Here is a 15,450-nt window from a genome sequence, read left to right as displayed (position 1 = left end):
CCGCTCCAGGTTATTTTGCTTGCCATTTTGAACTCAGGCAGTGCTCAGACAAAAGTCACCGCGTTTTGAACGTCCTTCAGGACGACCCGAAGGGTGAGCGTAGCGAATAATCCTCACGTACTACCTGTACGCGCCGGTTCTTCCACGCTGGCCGAGCTCTGGCTGGCCGCGCCAATGACGTCTGGTTATTCCAGTTAATCAAACTTCATACGTGTGGCTTTCAGGTTAACAATCGCCAGCGCGCCCACCAGCAGGAAGATCAGCGTGGCGATGGCCGCAGCCAGGCCGAAATCCTGACCACCGCCGCCTTCAAAGGCGATACGGTAGGTGTAGCTCACCAGCAGGTCGGTATAGCCCGCAGGCGTGGTCGTGCCGAGGCGATCCGGTCCGCCGTTGGTTAACAGTTGAATCAGCACGAAGTTGTTAAAGTTGAAGGCGAAGCTGGCGATCATCAGCGGCGTTAGCGGTTTAATCAGCAGCGGGAACGTGATCTTAAAGAAATTCTGCAACGGGGTTGCGCCGTCCATTGCCGAGGCTTCATATAAGTCTTCAGGAATCGCTTTCAGCAGGCCCATGCACAGGATCATCATGTATGGATAGCCCAGCCAGGTATTGACGATGATGATCATGGCGCGCGCGGTGGTCGGGTCGCTAAACCAGGCCGGTTTGATGCCGAACAACGCGCTGAGCATCATGTTGATCTCACCGAAGCTCTGGTTGAATAACCCTTTGAAAATCAGAATCGAGATAAATGACGGTACGGCGTAAGGCAGAATCAGCAGGACGCGATAAATCGCTTTGCCTTTTAAGGCTTCCCACTGGACGAGGCAGGCGAGCACCATGCCTACCGCCACGGTCAGGATAACGGTCAGGAGGGAGAAGACCACTGTCCAGACGAAAATGGCGAAGAAGGGTTTCTGGATACCTTCATCCTGGAACACGCGGGTGAAGTTGTCCCAGCCAATGGCGACGGTATAGCCAGGACTCAGCTTCTCACTCCCCCAGCTACCGTCGGCGTTAATCGCCTGGTAGAAACCGATTCCGGCGTTAGGGCGATATTTCACGCCATTCTGGTTATTCGTCAGCGTACCGTCCCCGGAGAGCGTATACAGCGGCTGCGTGCCGGAGAACTGACGCAGGGAGCTCATAATGACTTTGCTTGCGTCCGGCAGTACGGCGGTCAGTTGGTTCAGGGCGATACGGTTTTGCGTAATGATGCGCAGGTTAGCGCGTTCGCCTTCTGGCAAGGTATCGGCTTCTTTAAGGGCAAGCTTCTGCTCGCCACCGAATTTAAAGACGTCGGAAAGATAATGTTTACCGCTTTCGCTATCGGTCAGCGCCAGCTTCCACTCCTCTCCCGCCGGGTAAAGCGCGAAGTTGTAGGTTTTACCCGCCTGGAAGGTGCGATCCATCAGTACCTGCTGCGCGCGTTCGAAGGTCAACTGGTTGGTGCTGCTGTAGTTGGTGAAGGCGATGGCGATGGTGCAGACCAACGGGAACAGAACGAACAGCCCCATCCCGGCGAGACCCGGATAAACGTAGCGCCAGGCATAGGTCTTGCGGTTTGAAAAAATGTACAGGCCAACCGAGCTTAAAATCAGCGTCATGATGGCAAACAGGTACTCCCCCTGGGCATACATCAAAACAACAAGGTAACCTATCAACAGGCCAAGCAAACCAATCACAGACCATGTCAACTGCGGGCTTTGCCACCAGTGTTTCTTTTTTACGACATCCATGGGGATCTTCCTCTTTACACTTTTTCTTTCGTGCTACCTCTTTGTTGGCTGCGAATGCGCACCCCAGTCACATACTTATGTAAGCTCCTGGGGATTTGCATCCTTGCCGCCTCGATGTAGCGCGAATGATTTCGTGTAACAACGTATTCAATAAACCTTATTTCTTAAGAAATAAGAGAAACTGTATTACTTGGTGATACGAGCTTGTGCATCTTTCAGCGCGGCGTCGACGGTCTGACGACCGCTGGCGGCGTTGATCACTGCGGTACGAACGGCATACCAGAACGCGGACATCTGTGGGATGTTCGGCATGATTTCGCCTTTCTGGGCGTTCGCCATGGTGGCGGCGATACGCGGATCTTTTTCCAGTTTCTCCTGGAAAGATTTCAGAGCGACGGCGCCCAGCGGTTTATCCTTGTTCACTGCGTCCAGGCCCTGGTCGGTCAGCAGGTAGTTTTCGAGGAACTCTTTCGCCAGTTCTTTGTTCGGGCTGGAGGCGTTAATACCGGCGCTCAGTACGCCAACGAACGGTTTGGACGGCTTGCCTTTGAATGTCGGCAGCAGCGTCACGCCGTAATTGATTTTGCTCTTGTCGATGTTTGACCACGCCCACGGACCGTTGATGGTCATCGCGGTTTCGCCTTTATTGAATGCCGCTTCCGCGATGGAATAATCGGTGTCGGCGTTCATGTGTTTGTTTTTGATCAGGTCGACCAGGAAGGTCAGGCCCGCTTTCGCGCCAGCGCTGTCCACGCCAACGTCCTTCACGTCATATTTGCCGTTTTCAAATTTGAATGCGTAGCCGCCGTCGGCAGCAATCAGCGGCCAGGTGAAGTACGGTTCCTGCAGGTTGAACATCAGCGCGCTCTTACCTTTCGCCTTCAACGTTTTATCTAGCGCTGGAATTTCTTCCCAGGTTTTCGGCGGATTCGGCACCAGATCTTTGTTATAAATCAGCGACAGCGCTTCTACGGCGACCGGATACGCGATCAGTTTGCCGTTATAGCGAACCGCATCCCAGGTGAACGGATAGAGTTTGTCCTGGAAGGCTTTATCCGGGGTGATTTCCGCCAGCAGTCCGGACTGCGCATAGCCGCCGAAACGGTCGTGGGCCCAGAAGATGATGTCCGGACCGTCGCCAGTCGCGGCAACCTGCGGGAATTTCTCTTCCAGCTTGTCCGGATGTTCTACGGAAACGTGAATACCGGTATCTTTTTCAAACTTTTTACCCACTTCAGCGAGGCCGTTGTAGCCTTTGTCGCCGTTAATCCAGATAACCAGCTTACCTTCTTCAATTTTTGCGAGGGCAGAGGCGGAAAACATCATCGTGGTCAATGCAGACAGCGCGAGGATGCGAGCGCCAGTTTTGATTTTCATATACCCGTCCTATTTGGTGATGTGCTCGTGGATACACTTAAGTGGCTTGACGATAATGAGTGTCCTTTTTTAACAACCTCTTTCCATCCTCCCCATCTCTACGCCCCTTCCTTCGTTTATGTGATCTCCATTACAGAAATGCCATTTATGCGCTCTGGAGCACATAAAAATGCTGCTCATTTTGTCGTCCATATCACGAAATGAACCGCATCCCGTTCTCCCAACCAGCGAGATGGCATCTCTCATCCTCCCGCCTCCTCCCCCATAAAAAAGCCGGGGGTGGAGGATTTGCCGGATTCACGAATGCCGCATAGTCAGCCCATCTTGAATGTGTCGTTAAGTGACAGGTTGTAACGAAGGGAGAAGGGCATGGCGAGCGTACAACTGCGGAATGTAACGAAAGCCTGGGGCGAGGTGGTGGTCTCGAAAGACATTAACCTTGAGATCCAGGATGGGGAATTCGTCGTGTTTGTTGGCCCATCGGGCTGCGGTAAATCCACTCTGCTGCGTATGATTGCCGGGCTGGAAACGGTGACCAGCGGCGATCTGCTGATTGGCGATACCCGCATGAATGATGTCCCGCCCGCCGAACGTGGTATCGGGATGGTGTTCCAGTCCTATGCGCTTTATCCCCACCTTTCCGTCGCGGAAAACATGTCTTTTGGCCTGAAGCTGGCCGGCGCGAAAAAAGAACTTATTAACCAACGTGTTACTCAGGTGGCGGAAGTCCTGCAACTGGCCCATCTGCTGGATCGCAAACCGAAAGCCCTTTCCGGCGGTCAGCGGCAGCGTGTGGCGATTGGTCGTACCCTGGTTGCCGAACCACGGGTTTTCCTGCTGGATGAACCGCTTTCTAACCTCGATGCCGCGCTGCGCGTGCAGATGCGTATTGAGATTTCCCGGCTGCATAAGCGCCTCGGGCGCACGATGATTTACGTCACCCACGACCAGGTCGAAGCGATGACCCTTGCCGACAAGATTGTGGTGCTGGATGCCGGTCGCGTCGCGCAGGTCGGCAAGCCTCTTGAACTCTATCACTATCCGGCGGATCGCTTTGTCGCCGGTTTTATTGGCTCGCCAAAGATGAACTTTCTGCCGGTTAAAGTCACCGCCACCGCCATTGAGCAGGTGCAGGTGGAACTGCCTAACCGTCAGCAAATCTGGTTGCCGGTGGACGGCGCCCGCGTTCAGGTCGGCGCCAATATGTCCTTAGGTATTCGCCCGGAACATCTGCTGCCCTGCGATATCGCCGATGTCACCCTCGAAGGTGAGGTTCAGGTGGTCGAGCAGCTTGGTCACGAAACGCAAATTCATATCCAGATCCCATCCATCCGTCAAAACCTGGTGTACCGCCAGAACGACGTGGTGCTGGTAGAAGAGGGAGCCACATTCGCCATCGGTTTGCCGCCTGAGCGTTGCCATTTATTCCGTGAGGATGGCACCGCCTGTCGTCGGTTGCATAAAGAGCCGGGCGTGTAGGGCTTCTAATTAAAAAAAACGTGCACCCTGGCGCGCCGCTAAACCGGCGCAACAACAGGTGAAGCGTTCAAAGAAAAGCAATGATCTCAGGAGATAGAATGATGATGACTCTGCGCAAACTTCCACTGGCGGTCGCCGTTGCGGCAGGCGTTATGTCCGCCCAGGCGTTGGCCGTTGATTTCCACGGCTATGCGCGTTCCGGTATCGGCTGGACCGGCAGCGGCGGTTCACAGCAATGTTTCAAAGCCACGGGCGCTCAAAGTAAATACCGTCTCGGTAATGAATGTGAAACCTATGCTGAGCTGAAGCTGGGCCAGGAATTATGGAAAGAGGGTGACAAGAGTTTTTATTTCGATACTAACGTCGCTTATTCCGTAGACCAACAGGATGACTGGGAAAGCACCTCTCCGGCGTTCCGTGAAGCCAATATCCAGGGTAAAAACCTGATTGACTGGTTACCCGGTTCAACCCTGTGGGCCGGTAAGCGCTTCTACCAGCGGCATGACGTTCATATGATCGACTTCTACTACTGGGATATCTCTGGCCCGGGTGCCGGTCTGGAAAACGTCGACCTTGGCTTCGGTAAACTCTCTCTGGCGGCCACGCGTAACTCAGAAAGCGGCGGTTCGTATACTTTCTCCAGCGATGACACTAAGAAATACGCATCTAAAACCGCGAACGATGTTTTCGACGTGCGACTGGCAGGTCTGGAAACTAACCCGGGTGGTGTTCTGGAATTAGGTGTCGATTACGGTCGCGCCAACCCGCAGGATGACTATCATCTGGCCGATGGCGCGTCGAAAGATGGCTGGATGTTCACCGGTGAACATACGCAGTCTCTCTGGGGTGGCTTTAACAAGTTTGTGGTTCAGTATGCTACTGACTCGATGACTTCTTCGGGTAACGGTCACTCTCAGGGCACCAGTATTGATAACGATGGCAGCATGATCCGCGTTCTGGATCACGGTGCGATGGACTTCAATGACGACTGGGGCCTGATGTACGTTGCGATGTATCAGGACGTCGATCTGGACAGTAAAAATGGTTCGACCTGGTACACTGCGGGTATTCGTCCAATGTATAAATGGACGCCGATTATGAGCACCCAGCTGGAAATCGGTTACGACAACGTGAAATCCCAGCGAACCGGCGAACGCAACAACCAGTACAAAATTACCCTCGCTCAGCAATGGCAGGCAGGTAGCAGCGTTTGGTCCCGCCCGGCGATCCGTATTTTCGCCACCTATGCCAAATGGGATGAAAACTGGGGTAACAGCACAACCACAGGTCTGCAAACGAAAGATAGCAGCGGTAATGGTCTCCTGACCGACAGCCGTGGCAGCGATAGCGAAGTAACCTTCGGCGCGCAGATGGAAGTCTGGTGGTAATACCGTCGTAATCACGTAGTGACACGGAGGGGCTTACACCCCTCCTGATTATTCAGGATTAGCGCGCTATTGCCTGGCTACCGCTGATCCGATGCTATCCGAGGTGAAAACAATGAAAATGAAGAAAACGCTCGTCGCCCTGTGTTTATCCGCAGGAATGTTGGCCTGCGTGCCGGGGATGAGCCTTGCCGATGTCAACGTTGTCCCGCAAAACATCAGCGCCGCCCCGGCCATTCCCGGAACGGCTCTGCAGAAACTGGTCTGGACGCCAGTCGATCAATCTAAAACGCAATCCGTCGATTTGCTTACGGCAGGGCAACGGCTGGATGTCGCCGGTATCTCCGGCCCGGTTGCGGCCTGGAGCGTGCCGGCGAATATTGGCGAACTGACCCTGACGCTCAGTAGCGAAGTGAATAAGCAAAAACAGATTTTTGCGCCGAACGTGTTGATTTTAGATCAGAATATGACCCCGTCTGCGTTTTTCCCCAGCAGCTATTTTACCTATCAGCAGCCCGGCGTCATGGCAGCGGATCGGCTTGAGGGTGTGATGCGCCTGACGCCAGCATTGGGGCAGCAGAAGCTCTATGTGCTGGTCTTTACGACGGAAAAAGATTTGCAACAAACGACCACCCTGCTGGATCCGGCGAAAGCCTATGCCAAAGGCGCGGGCAATGCCATCCCGGATATTCCAGACCCGGTTGCGCGACACACCACCGAGGGTGTACTGAAGCTGAAAGTGAAAACCAGTAGCGGCTCCAGCGTGCTGGTCGGCCCGCTGTTTGGCTCTTCCGGACCTGGCCCTGTCACCGTAGGTAATACGGCGGCGCCAGCCTATAGCGCACCCGCCCCGGCTTCCGTTCCGGCAGCGAAAAGCGAACCGATGCTCGATGATACTGAAACCTATTTCAACAACGGCATTAAACAGGCGGTCGCGAAAGGTGATATCGATAAGGCCCTGAAATTGATGAACGAAGCTGAACGTCTCGGTTCGAAATCTGCTCGTTCCACCTTTATCAGCAGTGTAAAAGGCAAGGGGTGACCGTCTCCCCACAATGCTGATGTTTAGGCTCAGCCTTTCGGTGCGTCCATTGGGGCGCACTTTTTTTATCGCGCGGCGGCGTCTGTTGCATGGCTGTTGCGTGGATGATCGGATATTGACGTTTGCCCGCCCTCAGTGTCTCATTCTGCGATACAATACTGTCATGTTATGTACCGGAGATTCAGGCATGCCACATCCTGCGCTTACGCAACTGCGTGCGCTGCGTTATTTTGCTACGATGCCCTCGTTGGATTCGCCTCTGCGCGACTGGTTATTGCTGGAAGACTCAATGACCAAACGCTTTGAGCAACAGGGGAAAAAAGTCAGCGTAATGATGGTTAACGAAGGTTATGTTGGCCGCGAAGCGCTGGCGGATGAAGCCTCTTTGTTGCCGGATGAACCGCGCTACTGGCTGCGGGAAATTATACTTTGCGCCAATGATACGCCCTGGCTGGCGGGCCGCACTCTCGTCCCTGAGTCGACGCTCAGCGGCCCCGAAATGGCGCTACAACAGTTGGGGCAAACGCCGCTGGGCCGTTATCTGTTTACGTCATCTACGCTAACCCGCGATTTTATTGAAATTGGTCGCCATGCTGGTCTTTGGGGGCGGCGTTCCCGTCTGCGGCTGAGCGGCAAACCGCTGTTGTTAACGGAACTGTTTTTGCCTGCATCACCGTTGTATTAAGAGGAAAAATAAAATGGAGTGGAGTCTGACGCAGAATAAGCTGTTGGCGTTTCACCGCTTGATGCGTACTGACAAACCGATCGGCGCGCTGCTGTTGCTGTGGCCGACGCTGTGGGCGCTATGGGTCGCGACGCCGGGAATGCCGCCGCTGTGGATCCTCGTGGTTTTTGTTGCGGGTGTCTGGCTGATGCGCGCCGCAGGTTGCGTGGTAAATGATTATGCCGACCGCAAGTTTGACGGCCACGTCAAGCGCACCGCTCACCGTCCGCTGCCGAGCGGGGATGTCACCGAGAAAGAGGCGCGTACGCTATTTATCGCGCTGGTGCTGGTCTCGTTTCTGCTGGTGCTGACCCTCAACACCATGACTATCCTGCTGTCGATTGCGGCGCTGGCATTAGCCTGGGTCTATCCGTTTATGAAACGCTACACTCATCTGCCGCAGGTGGTGCTGGGCGCGGCGTTCGGCTGGTCGATTCCGATGGCATTCTCGGCGGTAACGGAATCGCTACCGCTGAGCTGCTGGCTGCTGTTTCTCGCCAATATTCTGTGGGCGGTGGCCTACGACACCCAGTATGCGATGGTCGATCGCGACGACGACGTAAAAATCGGTATTAAATCGACGGCGATTCTGTTCGGCGATAGCGATCGTTTAATTATTGGTATGTTACAGGTGGCGGTACTGGCGTTGATGGCGACGGTTGGCTGGCTGAACGGGTTGGGCTGGGAATATTACTGGTCGTTGTTTATCGCCGCGGCGCTGTTTGTCTGGCAGCAGAAGCTGATTTTCAGGCGCGAACGCGATGACTGTTTTAAAGCGTTTTTAAATAACAACTACGTTGGGATGGTGCTGTTTCTTGGCCTGGTGATGGGATATATGCGCTAGATTCGACGCTCTACCCGGCTTGCTGGCATCGTGCGCAAGCCGGGCGCTTTCTTCACGCGTTACGCTTCATCCTGGGTAACGCTTTCAATCGTTAAACGCACATCGGACGTAACCAGCGCAGCCAGCATACGGTAGATCTTCAGCGTCTCTTCCGGTTCCGCATCCCCGGTATCGCTGATATAGCCTTCGTCGCGCAGGGTCAGCACCAGCGTGCTAAATACCGCCTTATCGAAGAACTCCGGCGCATTGATGCCGTGCAGTACCGACAGACGTTGCGCGACGGTACGGCTCTCTTTCTCCAGCGAACTGCGGTTGATTGCCGGGTTGGCGCTCAGCAGCCAGAAGGTAATCGCGTAGCGCTGTAGCGTTTCGCGCGCGCCTGCGGCCAGCAGTTGTAGCGCGCGAGCATGAGAAGGGTTCACGCTTACATCATCGCCATTCACGACGATCAGGCTCTGACGCTGCATTTCGGCAATCAGCGCATCGACAACGCCCGCCAGCTCGGCTATCTCCCAGCGCAGGAACAGCTCGGCCTTGAGGAACGGATAGAACATCTCGACGTGGCGCAATATTTCTGCGCGGGTAATATGACGATGCTGGGTGACGATGGCGGCTAACAGCGACGGCATAACCAGCATATGGGCGATATTGTTACGATAGTAGGTCATCAGTACCGCCTGCTCGCGCGGCAAAATGATGATATCGCCAATGGTGTCTTTCTCGACTTCAAACTTGTTCATTTGCAGCGCGTGGTCGATAAGAGCGCTGGCCGAGACCGCAGGCGTGGTCGCATCCGTTGAATAGGGCACATTGCGCAGCAGGGCAAGATAGCACTCCAGCTGTTCGGTTAGCTGCTTGCGGGTCAGGGAACGCTGACGCGACGCGAGCAGCGCGGTGCAGCACAGGTTCATGGCGTTTGCCGCACCGGCATTGTTAATCCGCACCATCAGATCCGAAGCGATGTTATTCACCGTCGGTGTGAGCCACGATGGACGAACGGCTTCGATAGGATCGATAGACTCGCGCCATTCAGGTACATGCTGGTTCAGGTAGCTCATCAGCGGCAGCGGCTCGCCGAAGTTCACGTAACCCTGACCGAGATTACGCAGTTTGCTTAATCCGCGTAGCATCTGCGGCAGGTTTTCTTTCTCTTTCGTCGCGCCGCGCAGCTCTTTGGCGTAGGTCCCGACCTCCATCACATGCTCGTAGCCGATATAAATCGGCACCAGCGTGATAGGACGATTACCGCCACGCAGCATCGCCTGGATGGTCATCGACAGGGTGCCGGTTTTCGGATCCAGCAGACGACCGGTACGCGAACGACCGCCCTCCACGAAATATTCCACGGAATAGCCGCGGCTGAACAGCTCGCCCAGGTATTCGCGAAAGACGGTGGAGTAGAGCTTATTGCCCTTAAAGGTACGGCGAATAAAGAACGCGCCCAGGCGGCGGAAAATCGGGCCCGCAGGCCAGAAGTTCAGGTTGATGCCGGCGGCGATATGCGGCGGCACCAGCCCCTGGTGATACAGCACGTAGGAGAGCAGCAGATAGTCCATGTGGCTGCGGTGGCAGGGCACATAGACAATTTCATGCCCGTCGTGCGCCAGCTGACGAACGCGCTCGGCGTTATGGACGTTAATCCCTTGATAGAGACGGTTCCAGGTAAAGCCCAGAATACGGTCGGTCAGACGGATCATCTCGTAGGAGAAGTTGGCGGCAATCTCTTCCATCAGCGCGATGGCGTTTTGCTGCGCTTTTTCATGGGAGATTTTCTTGCTGCGTGCTTCATCTTCCACCGCGCGGGCAATGGCTTTTGACGCCAGCAGTTTATTGAACAGATCCTGACGGGCTGGCAGACGCGGCCCGACGGCTGCCAGACGCTGGCGGGCAAAGTGCATGCGCGCCACGCGGGCCAGTTTCTGAGCGATAATTTTGTCGGTGCCGTGCTCGTCCGCCATCTTACGTAGAGAGACCGAAGGCGAGAAACGCACAAAGCTGTCGCGTCCCAGCCAGGAGACGGCAAAGAATTTCTGCACGCCGTTGAGCATACGTAAAGGCGGGTTTTCTTCTCCCTTTTCGCGCCCCGGAGCACGACCGAACATCACTGAAACTGGCACCATCTGTACATCCAGATCGGGATGATTACGGTGCAGGTCCAGATAGTCATGGAACAGCTTGATGGACTCTTCCTTTGGCGTGTAATAGGTAAATACGCGCGGGCCGCCGTGGATAAATACATAGCGCGGAAGCAGAGAGCCATCGATTTCCAGCGGCTCCAGAGGATCGGGTAACTCATGTGCCAGACACTGAGCGCGTAGCGTCAGCAGGTCCGCCTTCGAATTGTAAGGCAGGACGTACATAATAGGGCGCGAGGTATCCAGGCCTAATTCCTCGGCAGGTTGCGCCGGAATAGACTTGCTTTTTACCAGCACCCTTAATGGTAAATTCAGTAATTTATAGTAAATTCGTTGCCAGCCAGACATAGACGATATGAAGCCCCTGGTTAATCATGCAAATGCGCGGCAAGAATAACAGAAAGTGCGCAAAATTTCCGGTGTAACGCGGCAAACGCGTACACTCATTGGCGTTATTTACATTAAAAGGTTCGTTTGATGGCCAATAATACCACCGGGTTAACCCGAATTATTAAAGCCGCAGGGTATTCCTGTAAAGGATTTCGCGCGGCGTGGATCAACGAGGCCGCATTTCGTCAGGAAGGTATCGCGGCCATTATTGCCGTGGCAATAGCCTGCTGGCTGGACGTCGATGCCGTCACCCGGGTTCTGCTGATTGGTTCGGTTCTGCTCGTGATGATAGTTGAAATTATCAATAGCGCCATTGAAGCCGTCGTCGACCGTATTGGTCCTGAGCGTCACGTCCTTTCGGGACGGGCGAAAGATCTGGGGTCCGCGGCGGTTCTGCTGGCGATTATTATCGCGCTGATGACCTGGGGAATGCTGTTGTGGGCGAACTATCGCTGACTCTTGCCGTATCGGTTCGCAAAATGGAAAGAAACTGCTGATTTTTGTGTGAAATATGGTTCCAAAATCACCGTTAGCTGTATATACTCACAGCATAACTGTATATACACCCAGGGGGCGGAATGAAAGCGTTAACGACCAGGCAGCAGGAGGTGTTTGATCTCATTCGGGATCATATCAGCCAGACGGGCATGCCGCCGACGCGTGCGGAGATTGCTCAGCGCTTGGGGTTTCGTTCCCCAAACGCGGCGGAAGAACACCTGAAGGCGCTGGCGCGTAAAGGCGCAATCGAGATCGTTTCTGGCGCTTCTCGCGGTATTCGCTTGCTGACGGAAGAAGAGAGCGGTCTGCCGCTAATTGGCCGCGTTGCCGCAGGTGAACCGCTGCTGGCGCAGCAGCATATTGAAGGCCACTATCAGGTGGATCCATCCATGTTTAAGCCGAGCGCCGATTTTCTGCTGCGCGTCAGCGGTATGTCAATGAAAGACATCGGGATTCTGGATGGCGATCTGCTGGCGGTGCATAAAACGCAGGATGTGCGCAACGGTCAGGTGGTTGTGGCGCGCATTGACGAAGAAGTCACCGTGAAGCGGCTGAAAAAGCAGGGCAACGTCGTTGAGCTGCTGCCTGAAAATAGCGAATTTTCCCCGATCGTGGTCGATCTGCGCGAACAAAGTTTTACCATTGAAGGCCTGGCTGTCGGCGTTATCCGCAACGGCAACTGGCAATAACCTCGCCATTCCGCAGCATTATCCTCTGATGCATGATGCTGCGTCGTTTACTTCCATTCAGGCTCCTCTTCCATGCTTTTTAACTCTGCTGACAGAGCCCTGTGGCGCTTAGCGTTACCGATGATCTTCTCCAATATCACCGTTCCGCTGTTGGGACTGGTGGATACCGCCGTTATTGGTCACCTCGACAGCCCGGTTTATCTGGCAGGCGTGGCGGTTGGCGCAACGGCCACCAGCTTCCTTTTTATGCTGCTTCTGTTTCTGCGCATGAGCACTACCGGACTGACGGCGCAGGCATTTGGCGCAAACGATCCGCAGCGGCTGGCGCGCGCGCTGGTGCAGCCGATTGTTCTGGCGCTGGCCGCCGGGGTAGCGATCGTCCTCTTCAGGGGGCCGTTAATCAATCTGGCGCTACATATTGTCGGCGGCAGTGAATCTGTGCTCGTACAGGCCCGGCACTTTCTTGAGATTCGTTGGCTAAGCGCGCCCGCCTCGCTGGCGAATCTGGTCCTGCTGGGCTGGCTGCTTGGTGTGCAGTATGCCCGGGCGCCGGTGATCCTGCTGGTGGTCGGCAATGTTCTTAACATTGCGCTCGATTTATGGTTGGTGATCGGCCTGCATATGAATGTTCAGGGAGCGGCGCTGGCGACGGTCACGGCAGAATACGCCACCTTCTTTATTGGACTGTTAATGGTGAGACGCGTGCTGGCGCTGCGTGGCGTTCCCCTGTCGATGTTGAAAAACGCCTGGCGTGGCGACATACGCCGTTTGCTGGCGTTAAATCGCGACATCATGCTGCGTTCGCTGCTGCTACAGCTTTGCTTCGGGGCGGTGACAGTATTCGGGGCCCGTCTCGGCGCCGATGTGGTGGCGGTCAATGCGGTACTGATGACTATGCTGACCTTTACCGCCTACGCACTGGATGGTTTTGCCTATGCCGTTGAAGCGCATTCCGGGCAGGCCTACGGCGCGCGCGATGACGGTCAACTGCTTGTCGTCTGGCGTGCGGCCTGTCGCCAGTCAGGGATGGTGGCGCTGGCGTTTACGCTGATTTACAGCCTTGCCGGTGAGCAGATCATCAGCGTGTTGACGTCTCTGTCTTCATTGCAGCAACTGGCCGACCGCTATCTCATCTGGCAGACGATACTGCCGGTGATTGGTGTCTGGTGCTATTTGCTGGACGGTATGTTTATCGGCGCGACGCGCGGGGCGGAGATGCGTAATAGTATGGTTGTGGCGGCGGCGGGATTTGCCCTGACGCTGTTAACGCTACCGGTTCTCGGGAATCACGGCTTGTGGCTGGCGCTGACGGTTTTTCTTGCCCTGCGCGGGGCGTCGCTGGCGCTCATCTGGCGGCGACACTGGCGGTATGGAACCTGGTTTTCGTAGCGGGTTTTATTTATCTGCTGGTTAAAGATTCTGAATAATAAATTCTACTCAGAATACTCATCTATAGTTAAGTCATGCCCGGCCCATAATGGGCTGTTCATTCACCGAACGATGAGGATTGCATGATGAATAAAGACGAAATCGGCGGTAACTGGAAACAGTTGAAAGGTAAAGCAAAAGAACAATGGGGCAAACTGACCGACGACGATATGACCGTCATCGAGGGTAAACGTGACCAGCTTGTCGGTAAGATTCAGGAACGTTATGGCTACGCCAAAGACCAGGCCGAGAAAGAGGTCACGGAGTGGGAAACCCGTAACGATTATCGCTGGTAGCGAAAGCGTCGTGTTTTAACCCACTGTTAGTGCCTGCCTTGACGGTATCCGGAGGTACCGTTAGCCTTGATTCCCGCTGCGGCTCCCCCTCAGCGGGCTTTCTTTTTAATCTGTATGGTGTGATCGTGATGGCAGTGCCCCGGCGTGCTGCAGGCTTCGACTTCAACGCAGGCTGCACACAGGCCGTGAGCTTCAATCACATTGTGGCGCAGAGCGAAGCCCATCTTCGCCGCCAGGGAATGCATAATATCTTCTACACCTTCCGCACACTCTTCTTTGACGCCACCGCAGCGGTCGCAGATAAACATCGCTGAGCTGTGGGTTGGCTGATCGAAAAGGTGACACAGCACATAGCTGTTGGTGGATTCCACCTTGTGCACGAGTCCCTGCTCCAGCAAAAACTCCAGCGCCCGGTATACCGTTGGCGGTTTGGCCTGCGGTTCTGTTTCCCGGAGCAGATCGAGCAGATCGTAGGCGCTGATAGCCCCTTGCTGCAGGCTCATCAAACGCAACACTTCAAGGCGCTGAGGGGTCAGGCGTACGCCACGTTGTGCACAGAGCTTTTCAGCATGCGCTAACATTTGTTGCGAAGTAGTCTTATCCATGGCGTCCTCTGGTCGCGTGAATGTGAAACTGTTACTTTATCACGTTCCAGATAAAACACCGAGTCCCTGGGACTTATACCGGTCACACTTCACGTTGCCCGTGCTCGCCGGAGGCGCCTTTCTGGCGGGACAAATTTGTTTCTGACGAATTTGTCGCTCACTTTCCGCTGTCTGCAACGCGAATTATTTAGGGTTATGCTATATCCGATGCATCTCATTTTCGGGAGAAAACGATGAAACGACCTGATTGCATTCGACACTGGCGTGAACTGGAGGGGGCGGATGATTCCACCTATCCCGATAGCACAGAGCTGTTCTCCATCGGTGCGCCGCTGGCGCGCGGCCTGCGGTTGAATCGTCTGGGGATCCATCACGAACGTCTTCCGCCCGGGCGTCGTACCTCCTATCCGCACGCGGAAAGCGACGAAGAAGAGTTTATCTATGTGCTGGAGGGGTATCCGGACGTGTGGATTAACGGCTATCTCTGGAAGCTGGAGCCCGGTGATAGCGTCGGCTTTCCTGCCGGAACCGGCGTTTGCCACACCTTCCTCAATAATACCGACCACGAAGTTCGCCTGTTAGTCGTCGGCGAGGCGAACAACAAATTCAACCGTATCTACTATCCGCTTAATCCCGGCTATGCCGCTACCCGTCAGGATCGTTGGGTTGATCATCCGCCGCAGTTTTTCGGCCCGCACGACGGCAAGCCGCGGAGAAAGTAACGTTTGTTGTCCGATAGAAAAAGCCCGCGCCGGGGCGATGCGCCAGTGATGTATCTTTGTGCTATAGTAGCGCCCCTTTTTACCCGGATGCTTATTT

General features: G+C 54.9%; 14 protein-coding genes. 10 read left to right on the top strand and 4 right to left on the bottom strand.

Going from position 1 to position 15,450, the window contains the following annotated elements; genetic code table 11:
- Positions 1–194: 194 nt before the first annotated feature.
- Positions 195–1,739 (bottom strand): maltose ABC transporter permease MalF, encoded by a 1,545-nt coding sequence (gene malF, locus FN037_RS23730; protein WP_142503289.1) that lies wholly within the window; start codon positions 1,737–1,739, stop codon positions 195–197.
- Positions 1,740–1,925: 186 nt separating this feature from the next.
- A complete protein-coding gene (malE, locus tag FN037_RS23725) occupies positions 1,926–3,116 on the bottom strand; it encodes a maltose/maltodextrin ABC transporter substrate-binding protein MalE (protein ID WP_142503288.1) in 1,191 nt (396 codons plus the stop codon).
- Between the two features lie 369 nt (positions 3,117–3,485).
- On the opposite strand from malE, the gene malK reads away from it, so the two are divergent.
- From malK to ubiA, 5 genes are all read left to right on the top strand, one after another.
- Positions 3,486–4,595 carry a maltose/maltodextrin ABC transporter ATP-binding protein MalK gene (gene malK, locus FN037_RS23720; RefSeq protein ID WP_138360867.1) on the top strand — a complete coding sequence of 370 codons (1,110 nt, stop codon included), beginning with the start codon at positions 3,486–3,488 and terminating at the stop codon, positions 4,593–4,595.
- A gap of 98 nt (positions 4,596–4,693) precedes the next feature.
- A complete protein-coding gene (locus tag FN037_RS23715) occupies positions 4,694–5,983 on the top strand; it encodes a maltoporin (protein WP_142503287.1) in 1,290 nt (429 codons plus the stop codon).
- A 112-nt stretch (positions 5,984–6,095) separates the two neighbouring features.
- The gene (gene malM / locus FN037_RS23710) at positions 6,096–7,022 is read left to right on the top strand and encodes a maltose operon protein MalM (protein ID WP_138360865.1); all 927 of its coding nucleotides are present in this window, start codon (positions 6,096–6,098) and stop codon (positions 7,020–7,022) included.
- A gap of 187 nt (positions 7,023–7,209) precedes the next feature.
- A complete protein-coding gene (gene ubiC, locus FN037_RS23705; protein WP_138360864.1) occupies positions 7,210–7,707 on the top strand; it encodes a chorismate lyase in 498 nt (165 codons plus the stop codon).
- Between the two features lie 13 nt (positions 7,708–7,720).
- Positions 7,721–8,590 carry a 4-hydroxybenzoate octaprenyltransferase gene (gene ubiA / locus FN037_RS23700; RefSeq protein ID WP_138360863.1) on the top strand — a complete coding sequence of 290 codons (870 nt, stop codon included), beginning with the start codon at positions 7,721–7,723 and terminating at the stop codon, positions 8,588–8,590.
- Between the two features lie 59 nt (positions 8,591–8,649).
- On the opposite strand, the gene plsB is transcribed toward ubiA, so the two are convergent.
- A complete protein-coding gene (gene plsB / locus FN037_RS23695; RefSeq protein WP_138360862.1) occupies positions 8,650–11,073 on the bottom strand; it encodes a glycerol-3-phosphate 1-O-acyltransferase PlsB in 2,424 nt (807 codons plus the stop codon).
- A gap of 129 nt (positions 11,074–11,202) precedes the next feature.
- On the opposite strand from plsB, the gene FN037_RS23690 reads away from it, so the two are divergent.
- The 4 genes from FN037_RS23690 to FN037_RS23675 all read left to right on the top strand — a co-directional run bounded on the left by FN037_RS23690 (position 11,203) and on the right by FN037_RS23675 (position 14,026).
- On the top strand, positions 11,203–11,571 hold the full coding sequence (locus tag FN037_RS23690; RefSeq protein WP_138360861.1) for a diacylglycerol kinase: 369 nt from the start codon (positions 11,203–11,205) through the stop codon (positions 11,569–11,571).
- 122 nt (positions 11,572–11,693) lie between these two features.
- Positions 11,694–12,302 (top strand): transcriptional repressor LexA, encoded by a 609-nt coding sequence (lexA, locus tag FN037_RS23685; protein WP_138360860.1) that lies wholly within the window; start codon positions 11,694–11,696, stop codon positions 12,300–12,302.
- 72 nt (positions 12,303–12,374) lie between these two features.
- Positions 12,375–13,691, top strand: a complete 1,317-nt coding sequence (dinF, locus tag FN037_RS23680) for an MATE family efflux transporter DinF (RefSeq protein WP_142503286.1) — start codon at positions 12,375–12,377, stop codon at positions 13,689–13,691.
- A 125-nt stretch (positions 13,692–13,816) separates the two neighbouring features.
- Positions 13,817–14,026, top strand: coding sequence for a CsbD family protein (locus tag FN037_RS23675; protein WP_138360895.1), 210 nt, complete (start codon positions 13,817–13,819; stop codon positions 14,024–14,026).
- 89 nt (positions 14,027–14,115) lie between these two features.
- Here FN037_RS23675 and zur read toward each other — a convergent pair whose 3' ends face one another.
- Positions 14,116–14,631 carry a zinc uptake transcriptional repressor Zur gene (zur, locus tag FN037_RS23670; RefSeq protein WP_138360858.1) on the bottom strand — a complete coding sequence of 172 codons (516 nt, stop codon included), beginning with the start codon at positions 14,629–14,631 and terminating at the stop codon, positions 14,116–14,118.
- 233 nt (positions 14,632–14,864) lie between these two features.
- On the opposite strand from zur, the gene FN037_RS23665 reads away from it, so the two are divergent.
- The gene (locus FN037_RS23665; RefSeq protein ID WP_138360857.1) at positions 14,865–15,353 is read left to right on the top strand and encodes a cupin domain-containing protein; all 489 of its coding nucleotides are present in this window, start codon (positions 14,865–14,867) and stop codon (positions 15,351–15,353) included.
- Positions 15,354–15,450 lie beyond the last annotated feature (97 nt).

Source organism: Klebsiella sp. 2680 (genome assembly GCF_900198535.1).
Taxonomy (GTDB): Bacteria; Pseudomonadota; Gammaproteobacteria; order Enterobacterales; family Enterobacteriaceae; genus Klebsiella; species Klebsiella indica.
Note: the sequence above shows the minus strand (reverse complement) of the source record. Positions and strands in the feature narration are given on the sequence as shown.

Excerpts from the sequence above, each read along its gene's own strand:
- malF (WP_142503289.1), bottom strand. The coding sequence starts at position 1,739 with ATGGATGTCGTAAAAAAGAAACACTGGTGGCAAAGCCCGCAGTTGACA.
- malE (WP_142503288.1), bottom strand. The coding sequence starts at position 3,116 with ATGAAAATCAAAACTGGCGCTCGCATCCTCGCGCTGTCTGCATTGACC.
- malK (WP_138360867.1), top strand. The coding sequence starts at position 3,486 with ATGGCGAGCGTACAACTGCGGAATGTAACGAAAGCCTGGGGCGAGGTG.
- FN037_RS23715 (WP_142503287.1), top strand. The coding sequence starts at position 4,694 with ATGATGATGACTCTGCGCAAACTTCCACTGGCGGTCGCCGTTGCGGCA.
- malM (WP_138360865.1), top strand. The coding sequence starts at position 6,096 with ATGAAAATGAAGAAAACGCTCGTCGCCCTGTGTTTATCCGCAGGAATG.
- ubiC (WP_138360864.1), top strand. The coding sequence starts at position 7,210 with ATGCCACATCCTGCGCTTACGCAACTGCGTGCGCTGCGTTATTTTGCT.
- ubiA (WP_138360863.1), top strand. The coding sequence starts at position 7,721 with ATGGAGTGGAGTCTGACGCAGAATAAGCTGTTGGCGTTTCACCGCTTG.
- plsB (WP_138360862.1), bottom strand. The coding sequence starts at position 11,073 with ATGTCTGGCTGGCAACGAATTTACTATAAATTACTGAATTTACCATTA.
- FN037_RS23690 (WP_138360861.1), top strand. The coding sequence starts at position 11,203 with ATGGCCAATAATACCACCGGGTTAACCCGAATTATTAAAGCCGCAGGG.
- lexA (WP_138360860.1), top strand. The coding sequence starts at position 11,694 with ATGAAAGCGTTAACGACCAGGCAGCAGGAGGTGTTTGATCTCATTCGG.
- dinF (WP_142503286.1), top strand. The coding sequence starts at position 12,375 with ATGCTTTTTAACTCTGCTGACAGAGCCCTGTGGCGCTTAGCGTTACCG.
- FN037_RS23675 (WP_138360895.1), top strand. The coding sequence starts at position 13,817 with ATGAATAAAGACGAAATCGGCGGTAACTGGAAACAGTTGAAAGGTAAA.
- zur (WP_138360858.1), bottom strand. The coding sequence starts at position 14,631 with ATGGATAAGACTACTTCGCAACAAATGTTAGCGCATGCTGAAAAGCTC.
- FN037_RS23665 (WP_138360857.1), top strand. The coding sequence starts at position 14,865 with ATGAAACGACCTGATTGCATTCGACACTGGCGTGAACTGGAGGGGGCG.